Annotated in this window: 25 protein-coding genes and 1 tRNA gene; 19 read left to right on the top strand and 7 right to left on the bottom strand. The window is 52.8% G+C overall.

Translation table 11 applies throughout. The features are described from left to right. The first annotated feature begins 297 nt into the window (after positions 1 to 297). The 4 genes from ACR3E0_RS07225 (at position 298) to ACR3E0_RS07210 (ending at position 7655) form a co-directional block, all read left to right on the top strand. Positions 298 to 1737 (top strand): ATP-binding protein, encoded by a 1440-nt coding sequence (locus tag ACR3E0_RS07225; protein ID WP_480477572.1) that lies wholly within the window; start codon positions 298 to 300, stop codon positions 1735 to 1737. A 57-nt stretch (positions 1738 to 1794) separates the two neighbouring features. After that, positions 1795 to 5679: a hypothetical protein gene (locus tag ACR3E0_RS07220; protein WP_480477570.1), complete on the top strand. Its 3885-nt coding sequence runs from the start codon at positions 1795 to 1797 to the stop codon at positions 5677 to 5679. Between the two features lie 284 nt (positions 5680 to 5963). Next, on the top strand, positions 5964 to 6470 hold the full coding sequence (locus ACR3E0_RS07215) for a hypothetical protein (RefSeq protein WP_480477568.1): 507 nt from the start codon (positions 5964 to 5966) through the stop codon (positions 6468 to 6470). 237 nt (positions 6471 to 6707) lie between these two features. After that, positions 6708 to 7655: a hypothetical protein gene (locus ACR3E0_RS07210; RefSeq protein WP_480477566.1), complete on the top strand. Its 948-nt coding sequence runs from the start codon at positions 6708 to 6710 to the stop codon at positions 7653 to 7655. Here the strand turns inward: ACR3E0_RS07210 and ACR3E0_RS07205 are convergent. Continuing rightward, positions 7652 to 8173, bottom strand: coding sequence for a hypothetical protein (locus ACR3E0_RS07205; protein WP_480477564.1), 522 nt, complete (start codon positions 8171 to 8173; stop codon positions 7652 to 7654). The genes ACR3E0_RS07210 and ACR3E0_RS07205 overlap by 4 nt on opposite strands. A 294-nt stretch (positions 8174 to 8467) precedes the next feature. Between ACR3E0_RS07205 and ACR3E0_RS07200 the strand changes: the two genes are divergently transcribed. Next, the gene (locus ACR3E0_RS07200) at positions 8468 to 8926 is read left to right on the top strand and encodes a recombinase family protein (RefSeq protein ID WP_480477562.1); all 459 of its coding nucleotides are present in this window, start codon (positions 8468 to 8470) and stop codon (positions 8924 to 8926) included. A gap of 22 nt (positions 8927 to 8948) precedes the next feature. Here ACR3E0_RS07200 and ACR3E0_RS07195 read toward each other — a convergent pair whose 3' ends face one another. Next, positions 8949 to 10604: a hypothetical protein gene (locus ACR3E0_RS07195; RefSeq protein ID WP_480477560.1), complete on the bottom strand. Its 1656-nt coding sequence runs from the start codon at positions 10602 to 10604 to the stop codon at positions 8949 to 8951. Between the two features lie 29 nt (positions 10605 to 10633). Further along, positions 10634 to 11101: a toxin-antitoxin system YwqK family antitoxin gene (locus ACR3E0_RS07190; protein ID WP_480477558.1), complete on the bottom strand. Its 468-nt coding sequence runs from the start codon at positions 11099 to 11101 to the stop codon at positions 10634 to 10636. A 170-nt stretch (positions 11102 to 11271) separates the two neighbouring features. Here ACR3E0_RS07190 and ACR3E0_RS07185 point away from each other — a divergent pair, with 170 nt between their 5' ends. The 8 genes from ACR3E0_RS07185 (at position 11272) to ACR3E0_RS07150 (ending at position 16969) form a co-directional block, all read left to right on the top strand. Beyond that, entirely contained in the window at positions 11272 to 11712 is a 441-nt protein-coding gene (locus ACR3E0_RS07185) for a hypothetical protein (protein ID WP_480477556.1), read from the top strand. A 100-nt stretch (positions 11713 to 11812) separates the two neighbouring features. Beyond that, on the top strand, positions 11813 to 12079 hold the full coding sequence (locus ACR3E0_RS07180) for a hypothetical protein (protein WP_480477554.1): 267 nt from the start codon (positions 11813 to 11815) through the stop codon (positions 12077 to 12079). Between the two features lie 270 nt (positions 12080 to 12349). After that, positions 12350 to 13957, top strand: coding sequence for a type IV secretory system conjugative DNA transfer family protein (locus tag ACR3E0_RS07175; protein WP_480477552.1), 1608 nt, complete (start codon positions 12350 to 12352; stop codon positions 13955 to 13957). A 23-nt stretch (positions 13958 to 13980) separates the two neighbouring features. Beyond that, entirely contained in the window at positions 13981 to 14259 is a 279-nt protein-coding gene (locus ACR3E0_RS07170) for a hypothetical protein (RefSeq protein WP_480477550.1), read from the top strand. Between the two features lie 55 nt (positions 14260 to 14314). After that, the gene (locus tag ACR3E0_RS07165) at positions 14315 to 14563 is read left to right on the top strand and encodes a hypothetical protein (protein WP_480477548.1); all 249 of its coding nucleotides are present in this window, start codon (positions 14315 to 14317) and stop codon (positions 14561 to 14563) included. Between the two features lie 123 nt (positions 14564 to 14686). Beyond that, positions 14687 to 14974: a hypothetical protein gene (locus ACR3E0_RS07160; protein ID WP_480477546.1), complete on the top strand. Its 288-nt coding sequence runs from the start codon at positions 14687 to 14689 to the stop codon at positions 14972 to 14974. 127 nt (positions 14975 to 15101) lie between these two features. After that, complete coding sequence (locus tag ACR3E0_RS07155) at positions 15102 to 15425, top strand: hypothetical protein (protein ID WP_480477544.1); 324 nt, start codon at positions 15102 to 15104, stop codon at positions 15423 to 15425. After that, positions 15422 to 16969 carry a recombinase family protein gene (locus tag ACR3E0_RS07150; protein WP_480480967.1) on the top strand — a complete coding sequence of 516 codons (1548 nt, stop codon included), beginning with the start codon at positions 15422 to 15424 and terminating at the stop codon, positions 16967 to 16969. The genes ACR3E0_RS07155 and ACR3E0_RS07150 overlap by 4 nt, the downstream gene beginning before the upstream one ends. On the opposite strand, the gene ACR3E0_RS07145 is transcribed toward ACR3E0_RS07150, so the two are convergent. Next, positions 16932 to 17007 (bottom strand) — tRNA-Thr (locus tag ACR3E0_RS07145). The genes ACR3E0_RS07150 and ACR3E0_RS07145 overlap by 38 nt on opposite strands. Positions 17008 to 17137: 130 nt before the next feature. Here ACR3E0_RS07145 and ACR3E0_RS07140 point away from each other — a divergent pair. Further along, positions 17138 to 18058, top strand: coding sequence for a hypothetical protein (locus ACR3E0_RS07140; RefSeq protein WP_480477542.1), 921 nt, complete (start codon positions 17138 to 17140; stop codon positions 18056 to 18058). A gap of 20 nt (positions 18059 to 18078) precedes the next feature. Here the strand turns inward: ACR3E0_RS07140 and ACR3E0_RS07135 are convergent, their stop codons facing one another. Beyond that, entirely contained in the window at positions 18079 to 18345 is a 267-nt protein-coding gene (locus ACR3E0_RS07135; protein ID WP_480477540.1) for a DUF2312 domain-containing protein, read from the bottom strand. A 164-nt stretch (positions 18346 to 18509) separates the two neighbouring features. On the opposite strand from ACR3E0_RS07135, the gene ACR3E0_RS07130 reads away from it, so the two are divergent. Further along, positions 18510 to 18728, top strand: a complete 219-nt coding sequence (locus tag ACR3E0_RS07130; RefSeq protein ID WP_480477538.1) for a hypothetical protein — start codon at positions 18510 to 18512, stop codon at positions 18726 to 18728. A 9-nt stretch (positions 18729 to 18737) separates the two neighbouring features. On the opposite strand, the gene ACR3E0_RS07125 is transcribed toward ACR3E0_RS07130, so the two are convergent. Continuing rightward, entirely contained in the window at positions 18738 to 18953 is a 216-nt protein-coding gene (locus tag ACR3E0_RS07125) for a hypothetical protein (protein WP_480477536.1), read from the bottom strand. Between the two features lie 246 nt (positions 18954 to 19199). Here ACR3E0_RS07125 and ACR3E0_RS07120 point away from each other — a divergent pair, with 246 nt between their 5' ends. The 4 genes from ACR3E0_RS07120 to ACR3E0_RS07105 are packed head-to-tail and all read left to right on the top strand — an operon-like array spanning position 19200 to position 21398. Next, positions 19200 to 20063: an MBL fold metallo-hydrolase gene (locus ACR3E0_RS07120; protein ID WP_480477534.1), complete on the top strand. Its 864-nt coding sequence runs from the start codon at positions 19200 to 19202 to the stop codon at positions 20061 to 20063. A 34-nt stretch (positions 20064 to 20097) separates the two neighbouring features. Further along, positions 20098 to 20526, top strand: coding sequence for a YeeE/YedE family protein (locus tag ACR3E0_RS07115; protein ID WP_480477532.1), 429 nt, complete (start codon positions 20098 to 20100; stop codon positions 20524 to 20526). Further along, positions 20526 to 20957 (top strand): DUF6691 family protein, encoded by a 432-nt coding sequence (locus ACR3E0_RS07110; RefSeq protein ID WP_480477530.1) that lies wholly within the window; start codon positions 20526 to 20528, stop codon positions 20955 to 20957. Before ACR3E0_RS07115 ends, ACR3E0_RS07110 begins: the two co-directional genes overlap by 1 nt. Positions 20958 to 20966: 9 nt before the next feature. Then, positions 20967 to 21398, top strand: coding sequence for a protein tyrosine phosphatase family protein (locus ACR3E0_RS07105; RefSeq protein ID WP_480477528.1), 432 nt, complete (start codon positions 20967 to 20969; stop codon positions 21396 to 21398). A gap of 12 nt (positions 21399 to 21410) precedes the next feature. On the opposite strand, the gene ACR3E0_RS07100 is transcribed toward ACR3E0_RS07105, so the two are convergent. After that, on the bottom strand, positions 21411 to 22523 hold the full coding sequence (locus ACR3E0_RS07100; RefSeq protein ID WP_480477526.1) for a FliM/FliN family flagellar motor switch protein: 1113 nt from the start codon (positions 22521 to 22523) through the stop codon (positions 21411 to 21413). Positions 22524 to 22551 lie beyond the last annotated feature (28 nt).

Here is a 22551-nt window from a genome sequence, read left to right as displayed (position 1 = left end):
CCGAATGGACAAGACGCAAGCCTGCGGCTTGGTTCACGAGAGCCTGGCCTGCAAGGATGCGTTCAAAACGCTTAGGATTTGGGTGTTTATGGATACAAATTCGGGTATTTCGGCTTAGAGGTCGCCACAAAGGCAATTCTTGGTGCTCGCCTATGCAGCCAAATCGGGCGTCAAACTAGTATAGAAACGAGCGCTAGGGGAGTATTTTCCCCACTAAAGCGACCAGATTTCACATTGAAAAACAAATAGATGAAACATTATGTTGTTTTAACATCACCATCTTGATACTATAATAACATGCTTGAGATTTCCAAAAACGACATACTTAAAAGCCTAAACCGAGATAACCCCTGGTGGGCAGACAGCTATACAACGCCGAAGGACGCATACACGCAAAAACGCGCCTATTTCAAACCCTTCGCAGAGCGGGCATTGGATTGGAGCGTCCGGCGTTCAACTATCCTGATGGGACCAAGGCGGGTCGGCAAGACTGTAATGTTACGCCAGTTGATCGATCAGGCTGTGCGTGATGGTTTTGATGGCTCCAGCATCCTTTTTGTCTCTGTCGATACGCCGCTTTACAGCGGCATGCCTCTGGACCGGTTGCTGACCTTCTTCGAAGAGCAAACAGGTCATGATCCGCAAGACAAACGCATCGTGATCTTCGATGAAATCCAGTATCTCAAAGATTGGGAAGTGCATTTGAAGGTGCTGACGGATCAGCATCCCAACACGCGGTTCATTGCCTCGGGCTCAGCAGCAGCGGCCCTCAAGCTCAAAAGCCAAGAATCCGGCGCAGGCAGATTTACAGATTTCTTTCTGCCGCCTCTGACCTTTGCCGAATTTCTTGCCTTTCGAAAGCTTGAGGATGAGCTGATTGATATCGGCCAGACCGGGGCCACGATACGCTACGTGACAAGCGACATTGAGCGCTTGAACGAAGAGTTCATCAACTACCTGAACTTCGGCGGCTACCCGGAAGCGGTTCTGAATGAAAGCATTCAGGCCGATGTGCAGCGCTACCTCGGACGGGACATCATCGACAAAGTTCTGCTGCGCGACTTGCCCAGCCTTTACGGCATCCAGGACATTCAGGAACTCAACCGTCTGTTCACGACAATTGCGTATCATACGGGCAACGAGATCAGCCTGGATGGCCTGGCCCAAAGCTCAGGCGTCGCCAAAAACACCATCACCAAATATCTAGACTACCTGGAAGCGGCGTTCCTGATCGTCCGTGTCAGGCGCGTGGACGATACGGGCAAAACATTCCAGCGCATGCGCAATTTCAAAGTCTACCTGACCAACCCCTCGATGCGCTCGGCTCTGTTTGCGCCGATCAGTGATGGCGATGAGCCTATGGGTGCAATGGCCGAGACGGCGCTATTCAGCCAGTGGTTCCACTCTGACCTGATGAGTAATATCCACTATGCGCGCTGGAAAAAGGGACGTGCTGATTTAGAAGTCGATCTGGTTCGCGTTGATCCTGCGCGCCTCAAGCCCACATGGGCGTATGAGATCAAATGGTCGGATCGCTATGCTGATGATCAACCCGGTGAGCTGCGCGGCCTGATCGAACTAGCAAGGCGTAACGCCGATGTAAATCTGCCTGTCGGCGCAACCACCAAAACCATGACCCGCGAAACTGTCATCGACGGCATCATGATCCGCCACTTTCCCTGCGCCCTGCATTGCTATCAGATTGGTAAGAACGTGGCTGAAGGGCGCGCGCCTTAGCGGTGTGGGATCGAATTTTTGATTTAACAACAAACCCTGAAAAGGACATTTCCCAATATGATTTTTGAAGTCAGCTCAACCCAAATTGAGAGGCTAGACGCAAATCAGGTTGTAGAGCTTTTGCGACGGTTGGTGCATGCAGAGTTACTCAAGCATGACATTCCACTTCGTTCAGGTAGCGTACCCGCTCAGATCAACATCGCTGATGGCGGCGAAGACGGTCGGGTTGAGTGGTCTGGCGGTCCAAATCAAACGGATTGGTTACCCAGTCGTTATTCGGTTTTTCAGAGCAAAAGGGGGTCGACATCCCCTTCTGGATTGAAGAAGGAAACCTGGACGAAAGCTTCACAAAATGCCGGGGAAACACGGGTGTTGAATGACGCCATTGTTCAAGCAATCCAGAATAGCGGAGCATACGTCGTCGTTACAACAACAGCGGCAGTCGGCACTAAACGCGATGACCGGATCAACGCAATTCGCGCCGGGATACGTGAAGCAGGGCATGACCCAAAGCGCCTTACGTCTATAGATATTTATGACTGTAACCGACTAGCGAGTTGGGCAAGCACTCATCCAGCGGTAAGCCTGTGGCTCAATACACTATTGCGAGACGTGCATCTGGGCGGATTTCAAACTCACGAGGATTGGGGGAAAGCACCTGAAGTTTCAGAAGTTCCATATCAAGAAAGCAAGCAACCAAGGTTCTCTGCAAAAGGCGCGGAAATACGAATCTGGAGAAACGACGATCCCAGCATTGCAGAGGAAAAGGATCTCCCAGGTATACGTCAGCTCGTCTTTGATTTCTTAAAAGAAAAAGGCAGCGCAATCCGTGTTTTTGGCCCGTCGGGTTTCGGAAAGACCCGGTTTGTATTTGAGCTTATCAACGCAGAATCTCAACCGGATGATGCGTTGGATTCAAGACAAGTCGTATATTGCAACTACGAAGACGTCAGCGATAGAATATTGAATTTAACGCGCGAACTGGCCGACTCCGGCTCTCGTGCTCTGTTGATAGTCGATGATTGCCCAACTTCTATCCACACGCGCATAAGTGAGACGGTACACCGGAAAGGCTCAAATTGCGCTGCAATCACGATTGGTGTTGAATCCAAAGCGCAATCGATGCGCAAGAACCTCGTAGTGCAACTCAACCCAGCGTCAGATGAACATATTACTGATATCGCTTGTGCTGTGCACGAGCGGGCAAAAGGGCGCAACGCTACCTTGGTGCGAGACCTTGCGCAGGGGTTTCCAAGAATGGCGGTTTTTGCGGCACGGGCATTGGAGGACAAAGATTTTGAGCTAAGCTCGGTCGAAGCATTGATTTCTCGAATTGTTTGGGGGGAGCGCGATGAGAATGTTGCGGCATTAGAAACCCTCCAGCTATTGAGTCTCTTCACTCTTGTTGGAGTTGAGGGTGAGGTAAGCGGAGAACTCCAAGAAATTGCCAAATTCTCAGGAAGCACCGAAAAAACCATGTTCACAGACCTGACTTCCTTCGTGGATACAGGTGTGATTCACAGGCAGGGTGACTATGCCGAAGTGCAACCTCTACCGCTTGCAATGAGGCTGTCGAATATGTGGCTCGAATCCAAACAGTCTGGAACGTTGGAGGCCTTCTTCCGATCTTTGAGTGAAGATATGAAGTTGCGCATGGTTGGGCGTTTGAGGTGGGTATCTTGGTCGGAAAAGGTCAGCGAATTTGCATGTGTGTTAATTAACGAAGCCTTACCGGACGTAGTCTCGCTTGATACTGAGTTTGGCTCAAAACTTCTTGATCGATTTGTACATCTAGCGCCAGACGCAACGATGGATCATCTGCAACGGCTTTTAGGTGAGAAATCAATCAATGATCTTGAAACATTTCAGAATGGACGCCGCCACGTTGTTTGGGCTTTAGATAAGCTCGTCTTTAGGCATCAGACATTTCTGCCTGCCGCGAGGCTTCTGCTCCGACTAGCTGCCGCAGAAAATGAGACGTGGGGGAACAATGCTACCGGACAATTTAAAGGACTTTATCAGCTTCAACTCTCGGGCACAGAAGCCAGCCCGCAAGAAAAACTAATTGTTCTAGATGAAGGGTTGTCCGACAAAGACCAGCGCGTCAGAGATATCTGCCTATCGGCGCTGGATAGAATGTTGGAGAGTGGTCATTTTTCCAGATCGGGCGGAAACGAGAACATTGGTGCAGACGAAGCTCTCAACGATTGGTACCCTAAAACTTATGGCGAAATCTTCGACTACTATCGAGAAGCACTAAAACGCCTGGAGAAACTGGCGCTTGGCGATCACCCCGAACATGCCGAGATTGCCTTAAACTCAATTGGGTCGCACTTGAGAAGTTTGCTGAGCATTCAAGCTTTGCTGGGCGAAGTGCAAGACCTGATCGCGCGACTTTTGGAGCGCTATCCGCATTGGACTAAACCGCTTATGGGCGTAAACCAATGGCTATACTTTGATCGTGATGATGCGCCCGAAGAATACCAAACCAAACTTCGCGCATACTACGATGTTCTATTGCCAAAATCCGACCTCGAACTTGTCCAAGTTTACAGTTCGGGCTGGGCGATAGATATTCATGACCCCGATGTTACATACAATCGTGAGGGCGAAAACGACTACAAATATTGCCAGAACAAGGTTGAAGAATTAGTCACACGCAGTCCTAAAGATGCAGCGTATTTTTTTCCTGTTTTGGACGCCTTTTCTCAAGGTGAGTTTAGTTCTGGTTGGTCAACGGTTGATAGAATCGCCGCACATGTGAATGACCCGCTGATGTTATTCGAGCACCTAAAGACCAAGGATATCTCACAAGAAAACGCTGGAAAAATAGCGGGCCTTACAAGGAGTGTTATCGGTGGTGCAAGAAGAGAAAATCGGCAAACCGCAATTCTATGCTTGGATGAGGCACTTGCAGTGACGGAACTCGTTCCGCATGCTGTGATTCTGATCGCTGCTGCGGGCCTAGATGATAAACTGATGAAGCGAGTAATACAGCTTCTGAAAGATGAAGATATTGAACCACACACAACTGACGCGATTGCATTTTCTGAGACATTGGAAACCATCGACGTTGATCTGATCGCCGAACTGCTCGGTGTTTTAGAACAACGTGGAAGCGATGGCGCATGGGCTTCCATCGAGTTCGTAGGGAGAATGCTCTACAGAGATAAACTAAAAGAAGGACCGTTGATCAAAACCGTCATGAATGCGGTCACAAATAAAGCGTTGTTTGAGCGCGAGCGGTACTCAAATATGGATTGGTATCATTGGCACGATATTGCCTCGAAGCTGATCGATGGCGGGCACGCTGATCAGAACTTCGTGGAGGCTATTTTGCAGTTCATTTTGAGTGTGACTGAAGTCGAAGAGTATAATGTCCAGCTTGCGTTTGATGACTACGCGCAGAAAATACTTCGAAGTCTGATATCAATTGATCCTGAGCTGGTGTGGAACGAGTATCACAGGCTTCGGGAAAGTTCGGACAGTATGGGAGAATACCGTCTTGAAAGCCTTTTCGAAGCGGGTGTTGGAAGCCCCGCTAACGCAGGCGTCTTAAACGATATCCCGCTAGAAATTAGTGTTTCTTGGATGCTTCAAAGCAAGAAAGTGCGCTTACCGTTCATTCTGGGATGGATTGAGCTATTTGTTGGAGAGGAAGACAACCGAAAGTGGTCGGAAACCTTTGTCGACTTCATTGATCAACACATCGACGATGCGGATTCCCTTGACGCTGTTGCCTCAAGGCTGACATCCGGTACCTGGTGGGGATCATTTGCCAACAAGCTTGAAGGCGAGAGAGAGCAGTTATTCCAGTTGAAGGAAGTCTCATCCAATCCCATTGTTCTGCACTGGGTAGACAGGACAATTTCACGGCTCGATAGAACCATCGTCGCGGAGCGGAAACGAGACGCGAACCGCGATGCTGACTTTAAGAAGTAACTTCATTGATAATCCAGCCGGAGGGATGCAACGGGAGCGCGCAGCGGGCTCCCTTGCCGAGGACGGCGCAGCCGCCCGCAGTACAAGATGCGTGGTACTACCACGCACATCTTGCGTAAGTCGAAAACTCTCCAACCAGCCCAAAATTCAAATGTGATCACAAACCGTGCCACCTGCATCGCGGGTGACACGTCATGTCTGTGCACAACTCATCCTCCACCAACTTCTGACCACTCCCTGAGATGATCCCCATGCTATTCTGGATATCTTCAATTTGGAGGCACATGAACCAAGACAAACGCACCAGACGCAATCGCATTCCCTACACGCCTGAACTTCGAATTGAGGTAAAGTCCCTTCACGCTCAAACCCGTTGGGGTGATGTTGCCATCAAAAACCAAATAACCGCCAAACAACTGCCGGGACATGATCGCATGACATCTGGCATGATCTCTTCGGTCCTATACAATGACAGACTAAAGACCGTCGATCCCGAGGTCCTTTCATCCGTTCTGGAAGTGCTTCGCTCCCTCCCTTCAGACAGCGATCAAGCAAGCACCTACGACAAATCGTCTACGCGTGTTCCGATAGAACCTGAGTTTTCAACTCAGTTGAACGCAGCCTTTGACCTAACCCGGCTGTCCGTTGGGTACTTACTTAAAGCCTATGACGCACCCGAAGGCCTCGGCGCAGCCACGCTTCACAAGATCAGGACGGGTAAGCAGAAATCAATTCGCCTTTCGCACAGAAAATTCCTATTGAAGCTGATTGCTTCTCTTAACAAATCGTGAATTTTCCCAGGCATTTAGCTAAAATGCCATCTATTTACATAATAAAATATTAACCAATTTTGAGTACACTCATAGCGTGGCCAATCGCTGTGTGTTGGCAATGGCCACAGGGCGATTGGCGTCAAATTGGGTGCCAGAGCGCTTTTGTAGCGCAAATTGCCCAAATGTACTCCGCAAATAAAACAACGATCCGGTCAACGGATCAGGCGGACTTACGTGTGTGACAGGGAGAAGACTATGAGTATCACCGCCTTCAGGGCCAATATGGAAGATGTAACGGGGCAATCCGCTATTGCGTTGGACCTGGATCCTCAGCGTTTGCACTCAAAAGAGATGATCGAACGCGCGTCGGCCAAGGCTCAGGAAGAATTGCTTGGTCTTCCCGGTGGCTCGATTGTGAGCGTGGCGGGCCGTGCAAACTCAGATATCCAGGTTAAGACAGCAAAGCAAAATGCTGACCGCCAGAGCGCAGCCGCAAAGACCTCCAACGACGTGGCACTTTGGGTCGCCATGATGCAGCAAGGGGAACTGGACAGCTATATCGCCGAGAACATCGTTGCAGGTATGGATGATGAGGAATTCTCCGATCTTGTTGGCGATATCGAAGCGGAAACCGGAATGAGCTTTGAAGACTACGCCAAAGACATTCTTGGAGAGCTTCCTGAACGCCGTGCAGGCGAGTCCGACATGGAATATCAACGCCGGATCATGGATGAAATTATCGAAGAAATTCTGGATGAAGACGGATCAATCAAGCCTGAATATGAGGATGATCCCGTTGCCCGTTTCATCCGTGACCATGAGTTCCGAAAAGAAGTCGTCGCATCTGTCAAAGACAAAGACCAGCGCTTAGAAAACGGAGAGAGTATTGCCACAGTAAGAGCGGATGCAGGCACAGAAATCGCGTCAAGTGTGCTTGAGGCTGATGCCTATGGAGAGCATGCCAAAACAGAAGTTTTGCGGATCGACGGGCGAAATGGCCAAGATAGTTTTAGCGATAATGATGCGAACGGGACGGTAGAAAGTGCGGAAGCCAGTTCATTCATGAACCGATTTGCGGCTACGAGCACTACCCTCGCCGCAGCCTCCGAAGACATGCAAAGCCAATTTGCCGAAGCTTCGAGCGCCAGTGAAACGGTGCCAAATAGTAATCCGTCAAATGAAATTGATATGAAACCTGCTTAACCGTCAGGTGTAACTTCCGGCTGAATACTCAAGGCCATCTCAAGCTGAAGAGCCGCTTGCTTGGCGACATCAGCAACAACTTCAGGGCGCTCAGCGGTTTCCATTCCAAGTATCGGATCGGGCTGACCGACTGGCGTGTATGGTTTTGGCCCTACGCGATATTCCAAAACAGTTGCAGAGGCATCATTCATTCTTGGGAACACCTCGATTTCAATGCCGTGCGGTTCAAAGTGCCCCTTGTATGTATCTGCCACCCATTGCAGCACAGCATCGCGCTGGGGATGGTTTTGAATATCCATACCAACATGCAGCAAGATCGCCGCTCCATGTGTTGAGGCGTATGCATTGGCGGCAATGGCAGCTTCATGAAGTTCACGAAGTTCATCGGTCCATACAGCGACTTCAGTTGGGGCGATGTCCTGTGCAAAAGCAGGCATCGGCGTGATTGCGGCCAAGCCAACCATGCCTGCTCCGACGGCACGTCCAATGAAGTTTTCTCTGAGTTTTTCCAAAGCCATACGCTTCAATCCTACTTTGGGCGGAACGTAGGCTATGATCGCTTAACATATTGATCTTAAGCCAGAAAAAGGACCCTTTTTCTTGCAAGGGGTGTTCATTTTGTGGTACGTTGCGTTTTGAAAGTTAAGCCATTGTTGTGCAGTGGTTTTGGCGGACACGAAGGCTCAGGAACTGGCAAAATCGCCAATATCCGAAAAAGGGTCCTTTTTTATCTCAGAGGATGTGTTGCAGGGATCGCGCGGGATGCGCGGCCTCAAGCTTGATTCAACATATTTTCTAGAGAGGACTTCCCTATGAACAAAAACACTACGAGTCGTAAGATTGGCTATGCCCGCGTTTCCACCGCAGAACAGAACCTAGCCTATCAGGTCACGGCGCTAAAAGCGGCGGGGTGCGATCTGACTTTTGAGGATGAAGGCGTGTCAGGCGCGGTCGCTAGCCGTCCTGCGTTGGATGAGGCGTTGGCTGAGCTTGGGGATGGTGACACGCTGATCGTTTGGCGGCTGGACCGTCTTGGACGGTCACTCAAGCATTTGATAGAGTTAAATGATGATCTGACTGCGCGCGGCGTGTTCTTCGAAAGCTTGAATGAGAAGATCGACACAGCAACCGCGATGGGCAGGTTTATCTTCCACATTTTAGGAGCCGTAGCCGAGTTGGAACGATCCATCATCCGTGAAAGAACGTTGGCAGGCATGGCCGAAGCAGCGAAGGAAGGGCGACTGCCTGGAAGGCCGAGGTTAATTGCCTAACTGCCGCCATCCAATCGATCTCTCAATAGTCCAGGAGACGACGGGGAGGATCGCTTCGATAGGAAAGACTAAAAACGTAGACATCGCTGTCCGTTGCTACGGTTAACTTGCAAGTACGGGCACATTCTGCGTGATCTACGTCAAAAAACCTGACTTTTCTCGGGATTTTTAACTTTAGGTGAACTTCTCCAGTATAATAATTCACTACCAGAAATCGACTTGCCCCACCACTTCCTTTGTCTTCTGCATACACCAAGACGCTTTTTTCAGATTGCGTTCTTCCGATCTCAAACGCGGTCACTGTTTCGGACTCAAAAATTAACCCCCATCCGGACAATACATCCCATCTGTGACTTGCAATAAACGAGATGCTTTCGAATCCAGGGCCGGTTGGTCTCATGGAAGTCAAAATTCCATCCGAAAGCTCGGCAATTTCGATATTCACCGCATCAAATTTTGGAAGTTGGGATGGAAAATGAGGGGCAAGTGTCTCTGAAAAATCAACGATCGTCCTTTTCCATTCGCCTGGCTTTTCGTAGTAAATCGCTACTTCTCGGCAACTGGGCTGGCCAACCGCATAGTTTGACGAAAGAGAGATAGGGGCAAAGACAGTAGGACAATCCAATGGATAGCTTTCAAAGTTATATGTCGTCAGGAACCGTCCATCCTCCTTAAGTAATTGGTCTGGTTTGCCGTAAACCCTATCGCCACTACCTGCGAGGTATTCAAAGGGCCAGTCAATGTCATCATCGCTACGGCTGGTATGAGAGATCAATCGCGCACTATTGAATCCGGTATACGAGAAAGTGTCGAAAAGCATTACGCCGCTTATATTGCGAGAGATGTCCAACCCTTGAGGCAAGTCATCATAAACCGGATAGGCATAAAGCTGCGTACTGTAGTGTTCTACAGGGAAATACTCAGAATGGAGCTCGAAAGTGCTCTTTGTTAGAGCCGAGTTTATTGCACTCGATAAAAATGACTGGATTGAGCCGAGAAATGCAACGACGGAGACAGTTGCAACGCCAATAACCAGAAGTGATAGGTGTAACCACCTTCGATTTCTGCGAGTCTCGGGACTCTTCTGTTCGCTCTCAATAGTAGATTTGTTTTCCAAGGCAGATTGGTAGCCTTGGTTGGTTTGTGTGCTTTCTGTGGCGGCATCAGGGTCGGAAGAATAGCTATCTTGCGAATTTTCCAGTTCCCATTTGCCGAAAAGGCGTCTCGCTTGATCTGATTGTAAGGGGAGTGGGAACCCAAAGAACCTCTCGAAAGATTTTTCTTTAAAAACGATATGCTCAATTCTCTTTGTGTGAACGTTCTCCGGAAACCTAGACAACATCCAAAAAAAGGCGTGGCAAAAATGTTCCGATGCACCGCGCCCTTCCTTCATGTCGCGCGAGCGGGCTTTTCTTGCCGACCAGCTGTCTTTTGGGTCGATCAAATAGTCCGGAATGAACGCCGGGTTGTCTTTGCAAATTTGCAGGATCGACATGCTACTTGCGTCGTCAATGAGACGCTTCTTTGGGTCGTCAAGTATCTTTCGATATTCAAGTGTAATGAAAGCAAAGAACTCCTGTCCCATGCAATCCTTTGGATGAATGATTTTTCGCTCTTCCGCGAGTGTTTCAATCGTCTCCGTGAAGAGGTGACACGCGTCTGCATCCAGATTGGACAATACCGGACCCCATTCGAAAATACTCAGCCCTAGACGTTAGGTGCGGCATCGTCTGATTGGAAGGGGAAATACTGCTCGCCGTGTTTGTAGTAGTCTTGTTTAACAACCCGACCAGTCTCATCGTATCGAATGCTCGCGGGACCGTCATCGCGATGAGGCAAGTCATTCTCCCAGTACCCCAGGTGCTCGACCTTTTTTGTGCCTTCGAAAAACGCGACTTCGGCAGGACCATCGGTTCGGTGAATTTTGCCGTTTCGATACCAAGCCTGGCTTTCAACGCGACCATCGGGTGCCACCGTCAGCACAGCGGGGCCATCGTCCCTATGCTTAACTCCGTTTTGTTCGAACGTGTAGTGCCGATAACCGCTTTCCCCACCGTTCACATATACCGCGGTATCAGGCGAATCCTCTGGGACCCAACGTTCTTCCCATAGGGCGGGCTCATTTTCTTCACGTTGGACTGTCACTTGATACTTGCCTGGCTCGATAAATGTCATATGAAAATATATCATATTTGCTGACCTAATATCAAATTTAATTGTTCAAAAACAATGCCCAACGGAAACCAACGGTTTCCACTTAAGTTGGCCTTTGGTCAACGGATTCCAACCATGCATGCCGTCTTCATCACCGCGGAATCACTGCCGCCCCAGATGAGGGAAAAGCAATGCCACAATGCCCAGAGTGCCGCTTTCTCGGCTACTGCCGAAAGCTTGATGTTCTACGCGTTACGAACGAGGAGTTAGAAAACCACCACTTCCTTCGTGCCGTGAAAGAGGTAGCCTTCGATGAAGGTGTCTCCGATAGCGATTGGCTTGAACATGTTGGCGACCTCTACCGTGACTTCGGCGGATGGGTGCGCGACGAGAGCGGTTCTGAAGTCTTCCTTGATATGGATGAGTTCGAACGTCCGTCGATTCGCGAATGGTTCAGGGACTTTTGCTGCACACCGTGTCCACCCAACGTGAAACCCCGCGTACGGAAAGAGGCCCGAGAACGGGTGCGCAATTTGGCAACGATATTGCGGGCGGCTTATCCGGTGAGGGCTTCAACCTGGCCGATGGCTCCGGCGAACGACAACCAACAGCCTTCTTGCATAGTAGAGTGACGCGCGTCGCGATCCGGGCGGTATATCCCCCGGATCGCATTCCTCATTCGACTATTGCCTCCCTACTGCGAAATAGTTCGCACAGTTCATGAGGTCTCAGATGCCCAATCAAAATCATCCAAAACCTTCAGCATTGCCGAATATCCTGGCATTTACGGCGGCTTTCATTGGGGCGCCCGCGCTTTACGGTCTCACAGAGCCCTATGTCTCCCCAATTCTTGAGGCCAATTATGGGAGAGAATTCACTCCCATTATTCAGGCAGGATGGGCATGCGTTACAGGTGCCTTGGTCTTCTTCATCGCGCGCGATGTCATTCGCTTTCTTGCGACGCTCTTCGTATCTGGAGTCCTTTACCAAGTGTTTTAACACCCAGATGAGCGGCTTCGGTCGCTTATCTTAATTGCAGCGATTCACATCGCACCATCCATCAAAAGGAGAATATCATGTCTTGGGATCACAAAGGCGGCGGACGCTTCGATGTGTTCGAAAAGAAAGACAAGTTTCCGTGGGGCTGGGCGATCTTCATCGGTCTGATCGTCCTGGCAGTGATCGGAAACATGTAAGCGGCCCCCTTTGGCAAGAACCAAAGCCCCGACAACCTAGCCGGTTGTCGGGTTTTTTTTTGGAGAACGAGAAATGAACAATAACTCGTCGAAACCCTTCGGCTCGTCCGAATTCGCGGAATGGAGCGATATCGCACCCTCCGGTTTGGTGACGCGGCAACGGAACTCTGTATTCGGATGCTATTTCAGGCACCACCCGTTATGGCTAAGCGGCCCCGGTGGCATCATCTGCGTGGCCGGTGCGCGCAGCGGCAAGGGGCGCGACTTCGCGGTCTACAATGCTTGCGCAGGTATCCTTCAGGAGAACTTCCTTTGCCTGGACCTGAAGCTGGAAAACGGAATCATATCGCAGAACCAAACAGCTGATGGTGCGCACCGATACTGCTGGAACCCAGCCGCCCGTGAGGGCATCCCCCAACACCGTATCGACATGTTTCCTAACCTGCACATCGGCAACCCGATGCTTGTGTCGGACGTGAAGTTCACAATGGCACAGATATTGCCGTTCTCCGGCAATCCTCAAGGCGAATACTTCGAGGGCCGCGCACAGAGCTTTGGAGAAGGATTCATGCTGACGCTTGCCGAAGTTGAAGGCAAAGTCATCCCGAAATCCCTCTACGAAGTCATCAACCTGGGAGCGGCGGGTGGAGAGGAGTTCTTTGCCTTTGCTGAACATATGGCGAGGAGCCAATTCCTGGTATGCCGTCAGGTTGCTGCCGAGATAGCCGAAGGGCACGCAACGGGCAGCGCGGCCCTTTCAGGCATCATGGGTGAACTGCTGAAGGCTTTTGCCTGCCTTTCAGACCCAATGTTGATGGAATCTGTGTCTCCCCCGTTCGACTGCTCCGCAGAGGTTCTTTGTGAGTCCGGGGCGATACGGCAACTGTATCTGTACCCGCCGCCCGAGATGATGGGGGCGTGGTCATCCATCCAGCGCGCAATTATCACGTCGGCTTTCATTGCCAAGTCACGCCGACCGGATGCACCGCACCAGAACTGGATGCTCGACGAATGCGCCCTTTTGGCGGGTGACAAAGGCTTTCCGCTGATCCCGCAGCTCTACTCGCTGGGTGCTGGCGTTGGCATTCGCCCAATATCGATCTTTCAGAGCTTTCCCCAAATGGCGACCCTTGGGAAAGACGCTGACAAGATCATAGCCGCCAGCGCGGCAACCCAAATCTACTTCGGGGTTCGTGACTACGAGACGGCCCGCAAGCTCTCCGACATGATCGGTTCCCAGACACTGGAATACGACGATCCGCTTATTCAAGAGCGCGCGGCCCACGCGAAGCGGCGCGCGGTGCAGGAGCTGCTAGCTGGCGGCGATCTGATGCGCGCATGTACGGACATGGCGCATCATGCCAGAGAAGCGCGTCATCGGAGTCTACAGCAACGCGCTTTGATGGACCCGGCAGAAGTTCTGAAGCTGCCGTCGAACAAAGCGGTGATCTTCACCGATGAAGTGAACAAGCCGATCCTGGCTGATCGCAAGCCCTATTACGAGCAACACTGGATGGCCGGGCGGTTCCATCCGTCTCCCTATCACCCGCCGCTGGACCGGGTTCGGGTTAAGACCCTGATTGGGCACCGCTGGCGTCCCGTCATCCGCGAACGCGTGCCCGCCAAGTTTGCACACCTGCCCCAATACCAGGATGGCCATTGGTCCCGTATTGGACCGTAGTCGCACCCCCAAAGGAGAGAAGAATGGACCATCTCAAAGAGAGGCTCCGCCGGGACTTCAAGAAAGCCCATGAGCGCCACAAGCGGATCACCGACACACCTGTGACAAAGAAAGAACTGAGCGCGCGCGAGAAGCTGCGTGAAGAACCAACGCATGACTTCCGTCTCGAACCGGGTGGAATAACCAGGCGCGAAATCGATCCGTCGGGCCATGCCGAAAACGAACGCCGCATTCAGTTTCTGCACAAGCGGCTCGGGCGCATGAAAGACCGCGCTCGCAATGACTTCCGGTGTGGTCGGTGAGTCAAATTTGCATGAAAAACAGGAGGTTTGATACAATCTGAAGATGATCCGATTTATGACAGAACGAGAAATCGAAGCCAGTCTGGAGCGACGAGCCCGATCCCTTCGCACACCAGGAGGCGGGACAATAACTGTCGATGGATTCGCCCTCACCTGGAGAACGCTCGATCTGATCCTGGACGCGACGCACTACACAGAAGAAGAGATCGTCCGTCTGGCCCGCCTGACCAAGGCGGAGATGGGCTACGACATGGCTGACGCAGTAGCTTCAGTCGTTGGCTACATTCATCGCGCGGTCCGCTAGAATCCACATCTTCATCGCCTGAAGTCAAATCTAAGTATATGTAAAATATATATTTCTTGCTAACTGAAAAAATATATGTTCTTGTTTTGTTCTTACAATTTCACAACCAGAAAGGAGGTCAAGATGGCCGAAAGAGAAAACAGAAAAAGACAGGAAGCAACGCCTCACCGCGATGGTGGGCGCAAGCCGGATTACATCGGCTATACGATCAAGGATCGCGGACTGGATCAGGACGCAGTCTGGACGCGATTGGGTGCCGCCTGGGCGCACAAAGACGGTCAAGGATTCGATGTTCAGATGGAAGCTATGCCTGTCGATGGCCGACTAACACTTAGAGAATTCAAGGAGCGCCGCCGTGAAGACGAAGCGCGCCACTATGAACAGGACCGAGGTCCCAGTCGTGGGAGATGACACCCCGCCTGCGTTCACTGCGTACCAACTGAGTAGCGGCAAGGCGGGCAAAATGCCCGCCTTGTTTGCTCTGGATGAAGACAAACCCATGGCACCCAAAACCCGCTAGAAAGGAACACAAGCCAAGATGCCACCTCAGACCGACACAACGCCCACCCGCCGTAGACTCACGCTTGATGTAGAGAAGTATCAGGTCATGCTGGATGCTTCGGAGATGAGCGCCGAGGAACGAAGGCAGGTGCTTGAAGCGCTGTGGCTGCTTGTGGTGTCGTTTGTGGACTTGGGCTTCGAGGTAAAACCCGCCGATAATGCCTGTGGACAAGCGTCAAGAAACGACGAGCATGTCCGCGAAAACAGCGCCGATATGTTAGGGTTGTCTTCTAACTTGCCCGAATGCTTCAACGACAAGACTGCCAACTCAAAAACGATGGCAGAGGGAGGCAGTGAATGACACAAAAACCAACTAAGGCGCTGATTTATTGCAGGGTTTCCAGCACCAAACAGCTTGATGAAGGCGATGGACTCTCATCCCAGCAGCATCGCTGCGAGGACTATGCCCGGCGAAAAGGCTATGAGGTCGTCAAGGTCTACCATGACAAGGGAGTCTCCGGTGGCGTGCTGGACCGCCCGGCCATGCAGGAGATGCTCGGCTGGTTGCTCGCACAAGAGGACGGCACCTATGCTGTCATTATAGACGACCTCTCTCGGTTCTCACGCGAGGTGACTGTTCACTGGAAGCTACGCGAACTTTTGGACAAGGCCGGGGGGAAACTGGAAAGCCCCTCCGTGACTTTCGGGACGACCAGCGACGACAAGCTTGTTGAGAACCTGCTGGCTTCTGTGTCGCAGCACCAGCGTGAGAAGATCGCGGAAACTTCTGCTAACCGGATGAAGGCCCGTATCGAAAATGGCTATTGGGTGTTCAAGAAAATGCCAGGATACAAGTATGTTCAGACGCGCGGCGAAGGAAAAATCCTTGTTCGTGATGAACCCGTTGCATCAATAGTCACCGATGCGCTGGAAGGTTTTGCCTCGGGGCTATTGGAAACACAGAGCGAAGTCCTAGCGTTCCTTCAAGCCGAACCAGAGTTCCCGAAACCAGCCGGCGGCCTTCGCATCCAGAAGGTTTCTGACATCCTACGCAACCCGCTCTACGCCGGGTTTGTACAAGCACCGAAATGGGGGATCGCTTTACGCGAAGGACGGCATGATGGCCTGATCTCCGTACAGACATTCGAGAAGATTCAAGAACGATTGAAAGCTAAGGCTATCGCACCTCAGCGGAAGAACCTTGGTGAGAAGTTTGCATTGCGTGGCTTTGTGAGCTGTGGCGACTGCGGCAAGCCCTATCGCAGCTGCGAGTCTCGTTCGGGAACTGGAAGACGATACGCATACTATTTGTGTCACACAAAGTCCTGTGCGTCGTATGGCAAGTCGGTCCCGCGCGATGTCATGGAGGGCGAGTTTGAACACCTTCTCAAAACGATGCGGCCCACTCCGGGCTTGATCGGCATAGTTAGAGAAATGTTTGCCGATGCCTGGGCGCAGCGTACTGATCAACTTGCAGCTGGCAAGAAAGCTCTTGCGAAGCGCATCTCCAAGCTGGAGAAGGAAATTGACGCCTTCCTGGATCGCATTGGTGAAACTGGTAGCGCGCATGCCGCGAAGGCCTACGAGCGTAAGATCGAGCGCTTGGAAGAAGACAAGCTAGTCACTCAGGAAAAGCTGGCGCAAACCGACGTGCCAAAGTGCACAGCATCCAAGAACATAGAACTCGCCCTACAGTTCGTGTCAAACCCTTGGAAGATATGGGTTTCTGGGAATCCAGACCATCGCAGACTGGTGCTGAAACTGGCGTTTTCGGAGCGTTTACCTTATCAGCGAAACGAAGGGTATAGAACTCCGCAAACATCTGTAATATTTGGGTTTTTAGGCGATTTGAATAAGAACTGTAAAATGGTGCCCCCACACGGACTCGAACCGCGGACCTACTGATTACAAATCAGTTGCTCTACCAGCTGAGCTATAGGGGCGCTTGCTGTCGATTACTGTCTCTGGCAGGGGACTGCAAGCCTCAATTTTCACCCTAACTTAGGGATTGCCGCATTTCTTCAGAAGATGTGAAAATGGCGGACAACGGGCAGTGTGCCAAAAAGATCAAAGGTGTTGATCGCAAAGCGGTCGGCCAGGCCTGAGGGTTCGGAAAAGATGCAGGTTGTTATCCACGCGGGCGTCGCATTTACCGATGAAGGTTTGCTGATGCGCTCGATTCAGGCGAACAGGACCGCACTGGAGCAGCGGCAGATTGTGCCTCTGGGTCCACGTCACTGCCGTCAGTTTGTTAAGGTGATGTCGGACACGCTTGCGAACGACGTTTCCCTTTCCAATGCGAGGCATGATCTCGAGAGCACCCTGCCAAACGGCTCCAACGCCCAGCGCGTTCTGGTGTCCAGCGACAAGTTCTTTGGGCCCAGAAGGACCGCGATTCAGGACGGGCAGCTTTATCCCCTGGCCGGTCAGCGCACGGCCTATACTGATGGGCTGTTGGAAGACGCCCAAATCGAGCTTTGTTTTGGCCTGGTCAATCCTGCCAGCTTTATCCCGAATATCCTGATGTCCCTGCGCACCGACCTGCGTCGCACTATTCTCAACAGCACCGATTTGAGCTGCTTGAGCTGGTTGAGCATGATCGAAGATCTGCGCGACCTAGCCCCTGGCGTCCGACTGACACTGTGGGAGCATGAGGATACTCCACTGATCTGGGGCGATATCATGCGCGCGGCGTGCGGTTTGCCTGAGGACGCGGCACTGGAGGATGAATACGCTTTGTTGGCATCGCTTCTGACGGAAAACGGAAAACGGGAACTCGTGGTCGCAAACCAGCACAGCGCGTCGCAAGACAAGCAGGTCGCGCGTGAAGAGGTCAGGCGCATCTTTGAAAACCACGCGGAACCAGAGAAGATTGAAGAAGAACTAGATCTTCCGGGGTGGAGCGAAGACGTAATCGGCGCGTTTTCGGAACTGTATGAACAGGATCTCGGTCACATCCAATCCATGCCGGGGATTCGCGTTCTCAAACCTTGAACCCCCTCATGCATATGGGGCTACATGCCGAGCGCTTCTTTATACATCTCCAACACAGCTTCTTCCTCTGCTATATCGTCTTTATCACGCTTGCGAAGGGTAACCAGTTTACGCATGACCTTTGTGTCGTATCCACGTGCCTTGGCCTCGGCCATCACTTCTTTTTGCTGTTCCGCGATGTCCTTCTTTTCCGCTTCCAGCCGCTCAAACCGTTCGATGAACTGACGCAACTCGCCGGCAGTCACGCGGTAGTTGGCGGCAGCCTGATCTTCGGTCATGTCTTCCATATGAGTCTCTCCCAGAATCTGAAAATCGATGCTGTGACATCGGGCAGTATGCCGGATACATCGCCGCCGCACGGGTCGCAAGCGTGCAATCCGGTGCCGGGCTTGAACGGCGCGATCCGATCCGCTAAGCGCGGGTAACGGTTACGGATGATTTTTGGGGACACATGTTCGAGTTCATCACCTGGGGCGGCGCGGCCCTGTCGCTGGCGGGGCTGGCCGGTTTGATCTGGTGCATTCTCCGCGTGATGAGGGCACGCAAAGCAGGCCTGTCAGACGACGAACTGCGCGCCGTTGTCCAAGGCGTGCTGCCATGGAACATGGCCTCGCTGTTTCTGTCGGTGATTGGCTTGATGATGGTCATCCTCGGAATTTCCTTCGGATGACCTGAGGCCTTACACAGGCAAATTGTCGAACCGCGCTTCCATGGCGTCTTCGCACAGTGCTGCGTCCAGACGGCGCAGGCGCGACGGGACATGCATGCCTTGCTGACGCATACGGTCAACAACTTTGCTTACGCTCGGCTGAAGCGCCAAGCGCGTATCCAGACAGGCGTTGTGAAGCTTCTTTTCAAGCTGTTCGGCTTCGGAATAGAGATTTGTTGTTGTCATTTTCCATCCTCCCACTTGGTGCCAGTATGTCAAATATAAGTAACGGGAATAAGACCCGAAGAGTTTAACTTGGCGTTGTGCGGAATCTTGCCTGCGAATTGTGCAAGGTTCGGCATTCTGGAGCAGTTAGATCAAAGATTAATCGGATTGAACGCGCGCCGCCTTGACAGACATCAAAAAACGAATTGGCCATTGCCTCACATTCCAAATTTGATATATGATTAGCACATACCCTCGGAGGAGTCCATGACACCAAAAGTGAAAGCCTTTTTCGACGAACAGACCTTTACGGTTTCTTACGTCGTACATGAACCGCAAGGTAAAGCGTGCGCGATCATTGACAGTGTTCTGGACTTTGATCATGCCGCCGGTCGTACGACCACCGCCTCTGCGGACCGGATTATCGACCACGTGCGCGCAGAAGGGCTTAAGGTCGAATGGATTCTGGAAAGCCACGTACATGCCGATCACCTCTCTGCGGCACCGTACCTGCAACAGGAACTGGGTGGCAAAATCGGCATCGGGGCGGAAATCGTCACGGTGCAGGACACCTTTGGAAAGGTCTTCAACGAAGGGACCGAGTTTCAGCGCGATGGCAGCCAGTTCGACGCTCTGTTTTTCGAAGGGGACAGTTTTCACATTGGACAGATGCGCGGGGACGTCCTGCACACGCCGGGCCACACACCAGCCTGTCTGACGTATGTCATCGGCGATGCGGCCTTTGTGGGTGACACGTTGTTCATGCCGGATTTTGGCACGGCGCGCTGCGATTTTCCAGGCGGATCATCGGCCAAGCTGTACGATTCGATCCAAAAGATTCTGACCCTGCCCGACGAGACCCGAATCTTTGTCGGTCATGATTACAAAGCGCCAGGTCGGGATGAATACGCCTGGGAAACAACTGTGGGCGAGCAAAAAGCGTTGAACGTTCACATTGGTCAAGGACGCAGCATCGAGGATTTTGTCGCCATGCGTGACGCCCGCGACGCGACATTGGCCATGCCGCGGCTGATCCTACCTTCATTGCAGGTCAATATGCGCGCCGGGCAGATGCCGCCAGCGGACGAACAGGGTGATGTGTTCCTGAAGGTCCCCATCAACAAACTCTGACCCGCGCAAAACAGTTAATACAGGATGAATTGAAATGGACTCAGCTTGGATATCGGGGTTGTTTGGCGGTCTGCTGATCGGCCTGGGCGCAGCGGTTTACCTGCTGGGCAATGGCCGAATCATGGGGGCAAGCGGCATTCTCGGAGGCTTGGTTGACGGCAGTGACCGCACCAGTTGGATGGAACGTTTGGCTTTTATTGCGGGCGTGGTAGCCATGCCTCTGGTGCTGCGCCCTTTGATCGCACCGACCGCCGAAACTCACCTGACCGGCAATCTGGCGGTGGTGATCGCGGCTGGCCTGTTGGTTGGCATCGGTACCCGCATCGCCAATGGCTGTACGTCCGGTCATGGCGTCTGCGGTATTTCCCGCTTTTCCCTGCGCGGCATTATCGCCACGATCGTCTACATCGCGGCCGGAGGGCTGACACTTCTCTTTTTCAGACACATGTGGGGGCTGATCTGATGCGGATTGTCATTTCGCTGATCGCCGGATCGCTGTTTGGTGTCGGCCTGTTGATATCGGGCATGACCGACACAACCAAAGTGCAGGGGTGGCTGGATGTATTCGGAGATTGGGACCCGACCCTGGCCTTTGTCATGGGCGGCGCCATTCTTCCGATGCTGGTAGCGTGGAGGCTGACGTCCGGGCACAAACCTCTGACCGGAGGAGATTTCCCGGTACCGGCAAAACCCGAACTGGATCGCCGTTTGATCGTCGGATCGGTCCTGTTTGGAATGGGCTGGGGGCTGGCCGGGCTGTGCCCCGGACCGGCCATGGCATCGCTGACATATGGTGGCCTTGGCGGCGTGGTGTTTCTGGTTGCGATGATCACTGGAATGCTAATTGCGCCAACACTGCGCGCCCAACTGGACAGTCCCGCAAGCGCGACATAAGGAACTGGCATGGAGATTCGCCCGATAACGCCCCGCTACGCCGTTTCGCCTCAGATCACAGTCGAGGACGTTCCAGCCATCGCCGAAGCCGGCTTCGTCAAAGTGATCTGCAACCGTCCGAATTCCGAAATTCCGCCGGACCTTCAATCCGACATCATAGGAGAGGCGGTGCGGGCTGCGGGAATGGACTACGAAGTTCTGGAGCTCACGCACCAGACCATGACGCCAGAGAATGTCGCGCGTCAACGGGACATGGCGGAAGGCTGCAGCGGGCCGGTCCTGGCGTATTGCGCGTCGGGAACACGCTGTTCGGTAATCTGGGCATTGGGCCAGTGCGATCGCATGAGCACGGATGAAATTCTCTCCGCCACGACCAAAGCAGGCTATCAGCTGGAAAACCTGCGTCCGGCACTGGAACACATCCGCAGCCTGACAGACTGACCCGACCAAAGATCAGTCGACCGAGCCCTCGGAATCATCTGGCCCCGGCAAACCTGCCAGTTGCGATATCTCTGCGACCATCAGTTCGGAATTTGTTAAGTTCAGGTCGCCCTCTAACTCTTGGATATCTTGGAGCCCGGCCCCCGCGTCGTAGGGCGTGACGTCCAGAGTATCCTGCACCAGTGCTTGGGGATTCTCCTGCGACGACGTCGCAGTTCGGCTTTCGATGAATTCCGGGTCACCGGTGCTCGATAGGGCTGGTACAAGGGTCGGTTCGTTCAGCCGTATCGCACGCAGGCCCCCGCTTTGTCCCAAACGTCCAACCGCCGCATGGGCGCGGTCAATGGTCAGGATTTCAGTTTTGTCCAACCGCGACCCGATGAGCGGCAAGACATCCCCGACAGACAGTTCAGACAGCCCTGTCAGGGGCAATGTCATACGGCATAGAACCGCGTTCAGTTCGGCGCGTATGACGCCTGACGCCTGCTCAAGACACGGCCCGGCTTCGCCTAGGGCTTCTGCACCGGTCTCGACGGATATCGGAGGATCCGGCAACAGGATGGACATCTGACCCTGCCGCACCCCGCCCGACATCTCCACGGTCAGATCAAACACCCGGTAGGATTCCTCCAGCAGAGCCAGGGACAGTGATCGCAGATCGGCGGCGCGCGATGTGAACTCATATCCGGACAAGCGGGCTTGATCTGTAGCGGCCTCGACCAGCGATGCGGCGCGCGCCAGCGCGTCTTCAACCAATGGCGCTGCCATCGCCGCGTCTGTGTCAGTGAATTCACGGTCTGCAGGCGGATCAGCGGTAACCTCGCCGATAGTCTGTGTCTGTACAATCGCAGATACGGTATTGGGATCCAGGCACACGGCGGCCACACCTTCGGACCCGACGAACAACAGCAACAGCCAGTCCTGACCAATCACCTTGGCCAGATCATCCGGCAGCCGGTTCGATTGTTTCGCCCCGATGACGGTCAGCGGCAGGTTCAGGCAATCAGAGGCTGCCCGCGCAAAGCTCAGGCGCAGCGCTCGCAGGACCGAGCGCGGACGATCCCCCAAATCGTCCTGTCCCATCGATAGCTTGCGCGCCAAAGCGGCGCTGACCGTCTGTGCCATTGCCTCACATTCATCAAATGATCCTGCG

The sequence above is a fragment of the Ruegeria sp. AJ12 genome (assembly GCF_056536245.1).
This window is presented reverse-complemented; position numbering and strand designations above follow the sequence as displayed.

Excerpts from the sequence above, each read along its gene's own strand:
- ACR3E0_RS07220 (WP_480477570.1), top strand. The coding sequence starts at position 1,795 with ATGATTTTTGAAGTCAGCTCAACCCAAATTGAGAGGCTAGACGCAAAT.
- ACR3E0_RS07135 (WP_480477540.1), bottom strand. The coding sequence starts at position 18,345 with ATGGAAGACATGACCGAAGATCAGGCTGCCGCCAACTACCGCGTGACT.
- ACR3E0_RS07110 (WP_480477530.1), top strand. The coding sequence starts at position 20,526 with ATGCGGATTGTCATTTCGCTGATCGCCGGATCGCTGTTTGGTGTCGGC.
- ACR3E0_RS07175 (WP_480477552.1), top strand. The coding sequence starts at position 12,350 with ATGAACAATAACTCGTCGAAACCCTTCGGCTCGTCCGAATTCGCGGAA.
- ACR3E0_RS07225 (WP_480477572.1), top strand. The coding sequence starts at position 298 with ATGCTTGAGATTTCCAAAAACGACATACTTAAAAGCCTAAACCGAGAT.
- ACR3E0_RS07185 (WP_480477556.1), top strand. The coding sequence starts at position 11,272 with ATGCCACAATGCCCAGAGTGCCGCTTTCTCGGCTACTGCCGAAAGCTT.
- ACR3E0_RS07130 (WP_480477538.1), top strand. The coding sequence starts at position 18,510 with ATGTTCGAGTTCATCACCTGGGGCGGCGCGGCCCTGTCGCTGGCGGGG.
- ACR3E0_RS07190 (WP_480477558.1), bottom strand. The coding sequence starts at position 11,101 with ATGACATTTATCGAGCCAGGCAAGTATCAAGTGACAGTCCAACGTGAA.
- ACR3E0_RS07120 (WP_480477534.1), top strand. The coding sequence starts at position 19,200 with ATGACACCAAAAGTGAAAGCCTTTTTCGACGAACAGACCTTTACGGTT.
- ACR3E0_RS07210 (WP_480477566.1), top strand. The coding sequence starts at position 6,708 with ATGAGTATCACCGCCTTCAGGGCCAATATGGAAGATGTAACGGGGCAA.
- ACR3E0_RS07150 (WP_480480967.1), top strand. The coding sequence starts at position 15,422 with ATGACACAAAAACCAACTAAGGCGCTGATTTATTGCAGGGTTTCCAGC.
- ACR3E0_RS07170 (WP_480477550.1), top strand. The coding sequence starts at position 13,981 with ATGGACCATCTCAAAGAGAGGCTCCGCCGGGACTTCAAGAAAGCCCAT.
- ACR3E0_RS07215 (WP_480477568.1), top strand. The coding sequence starts at position 5,964 with ATGAACCAAGACAAACGCACCAGACGCAATCGCATTCCCTACACGCCT.
- ACR3E0_RS07100 (WP_480477526.1), bottom strand. The coding sequence starts at position 22,523 with ATGGCACAGACGGTCAGCGCCGCTTTGGCGCGCAAGCTATCGATGGGA.
- ACR3E0_RS07125 (WP_480477536.1), bottom strand. The coding sequence starts at position 18,953 with ATGACAACAACAAATCTCTATTCCGAAGCCGAACAGCTTGAAAAGAAG.
- ACR3E0_RS07155 (WP_480477544.1), top strand. The coding sequence starts at position 15,102 with ATGCCACCTCAGACCGACACAACGCCCACCCGCCGTAGACTCACGCTT.
- ACR3E0_RS07160 (WP_480477546.1), top strand. The coding sequence starts at position 14,687 with ATGGCCGAAAGAGAAAACAGAAAAAGACAGGAAGCAACGCCTCACCGC.
- ACR3E0_RS07180 (WP_480477554.1), top strand. The coding sequence starts at position 11,813 with ATGCCCAATCAAAATCATCCAAAACCTTCAGCATTGCCGAATATCCTG.
- ACR3E0_RS07105 (WP_480477528.1), top strand. The coding sequence starts at position 20,967 with ATGGAGATTCGCCCGATAACGCCCCGCTACGCCGTTTCGCCTCAGATC.
- ACR3E0_RS07115 (WP_480477532.1), top strand. The coding sequence starts at position 20,098 with ATGGACTCAGCTTGGATATCGGGGTTGTTTGGCGGTCTGCTGATCGGC.
- ACR3E0_RS07200 (WP_480477562.1), top strand. The coding sequence starts at position 8,468 with ATGAACAAAAACACTACGAGTCGTAAGATTGGCTATGCCCGCGTTTCC.
- ACR3E0_RS07205 (WP_480477564.1), bottom strand. The coding sequence starts at position 8,173 with ATGGCTTTGGAAAAACTCAGAGAAAACTTCATTGGACGTGCCGTCGGA.
- ACR3E0_RS07165 (WP_480477548.1), top strand. The coding sequence starts at position 14,315 with ATGACAGAACGAGAAATCGAAGCCAGTCTGGAGCGACGAGCCCGATCC.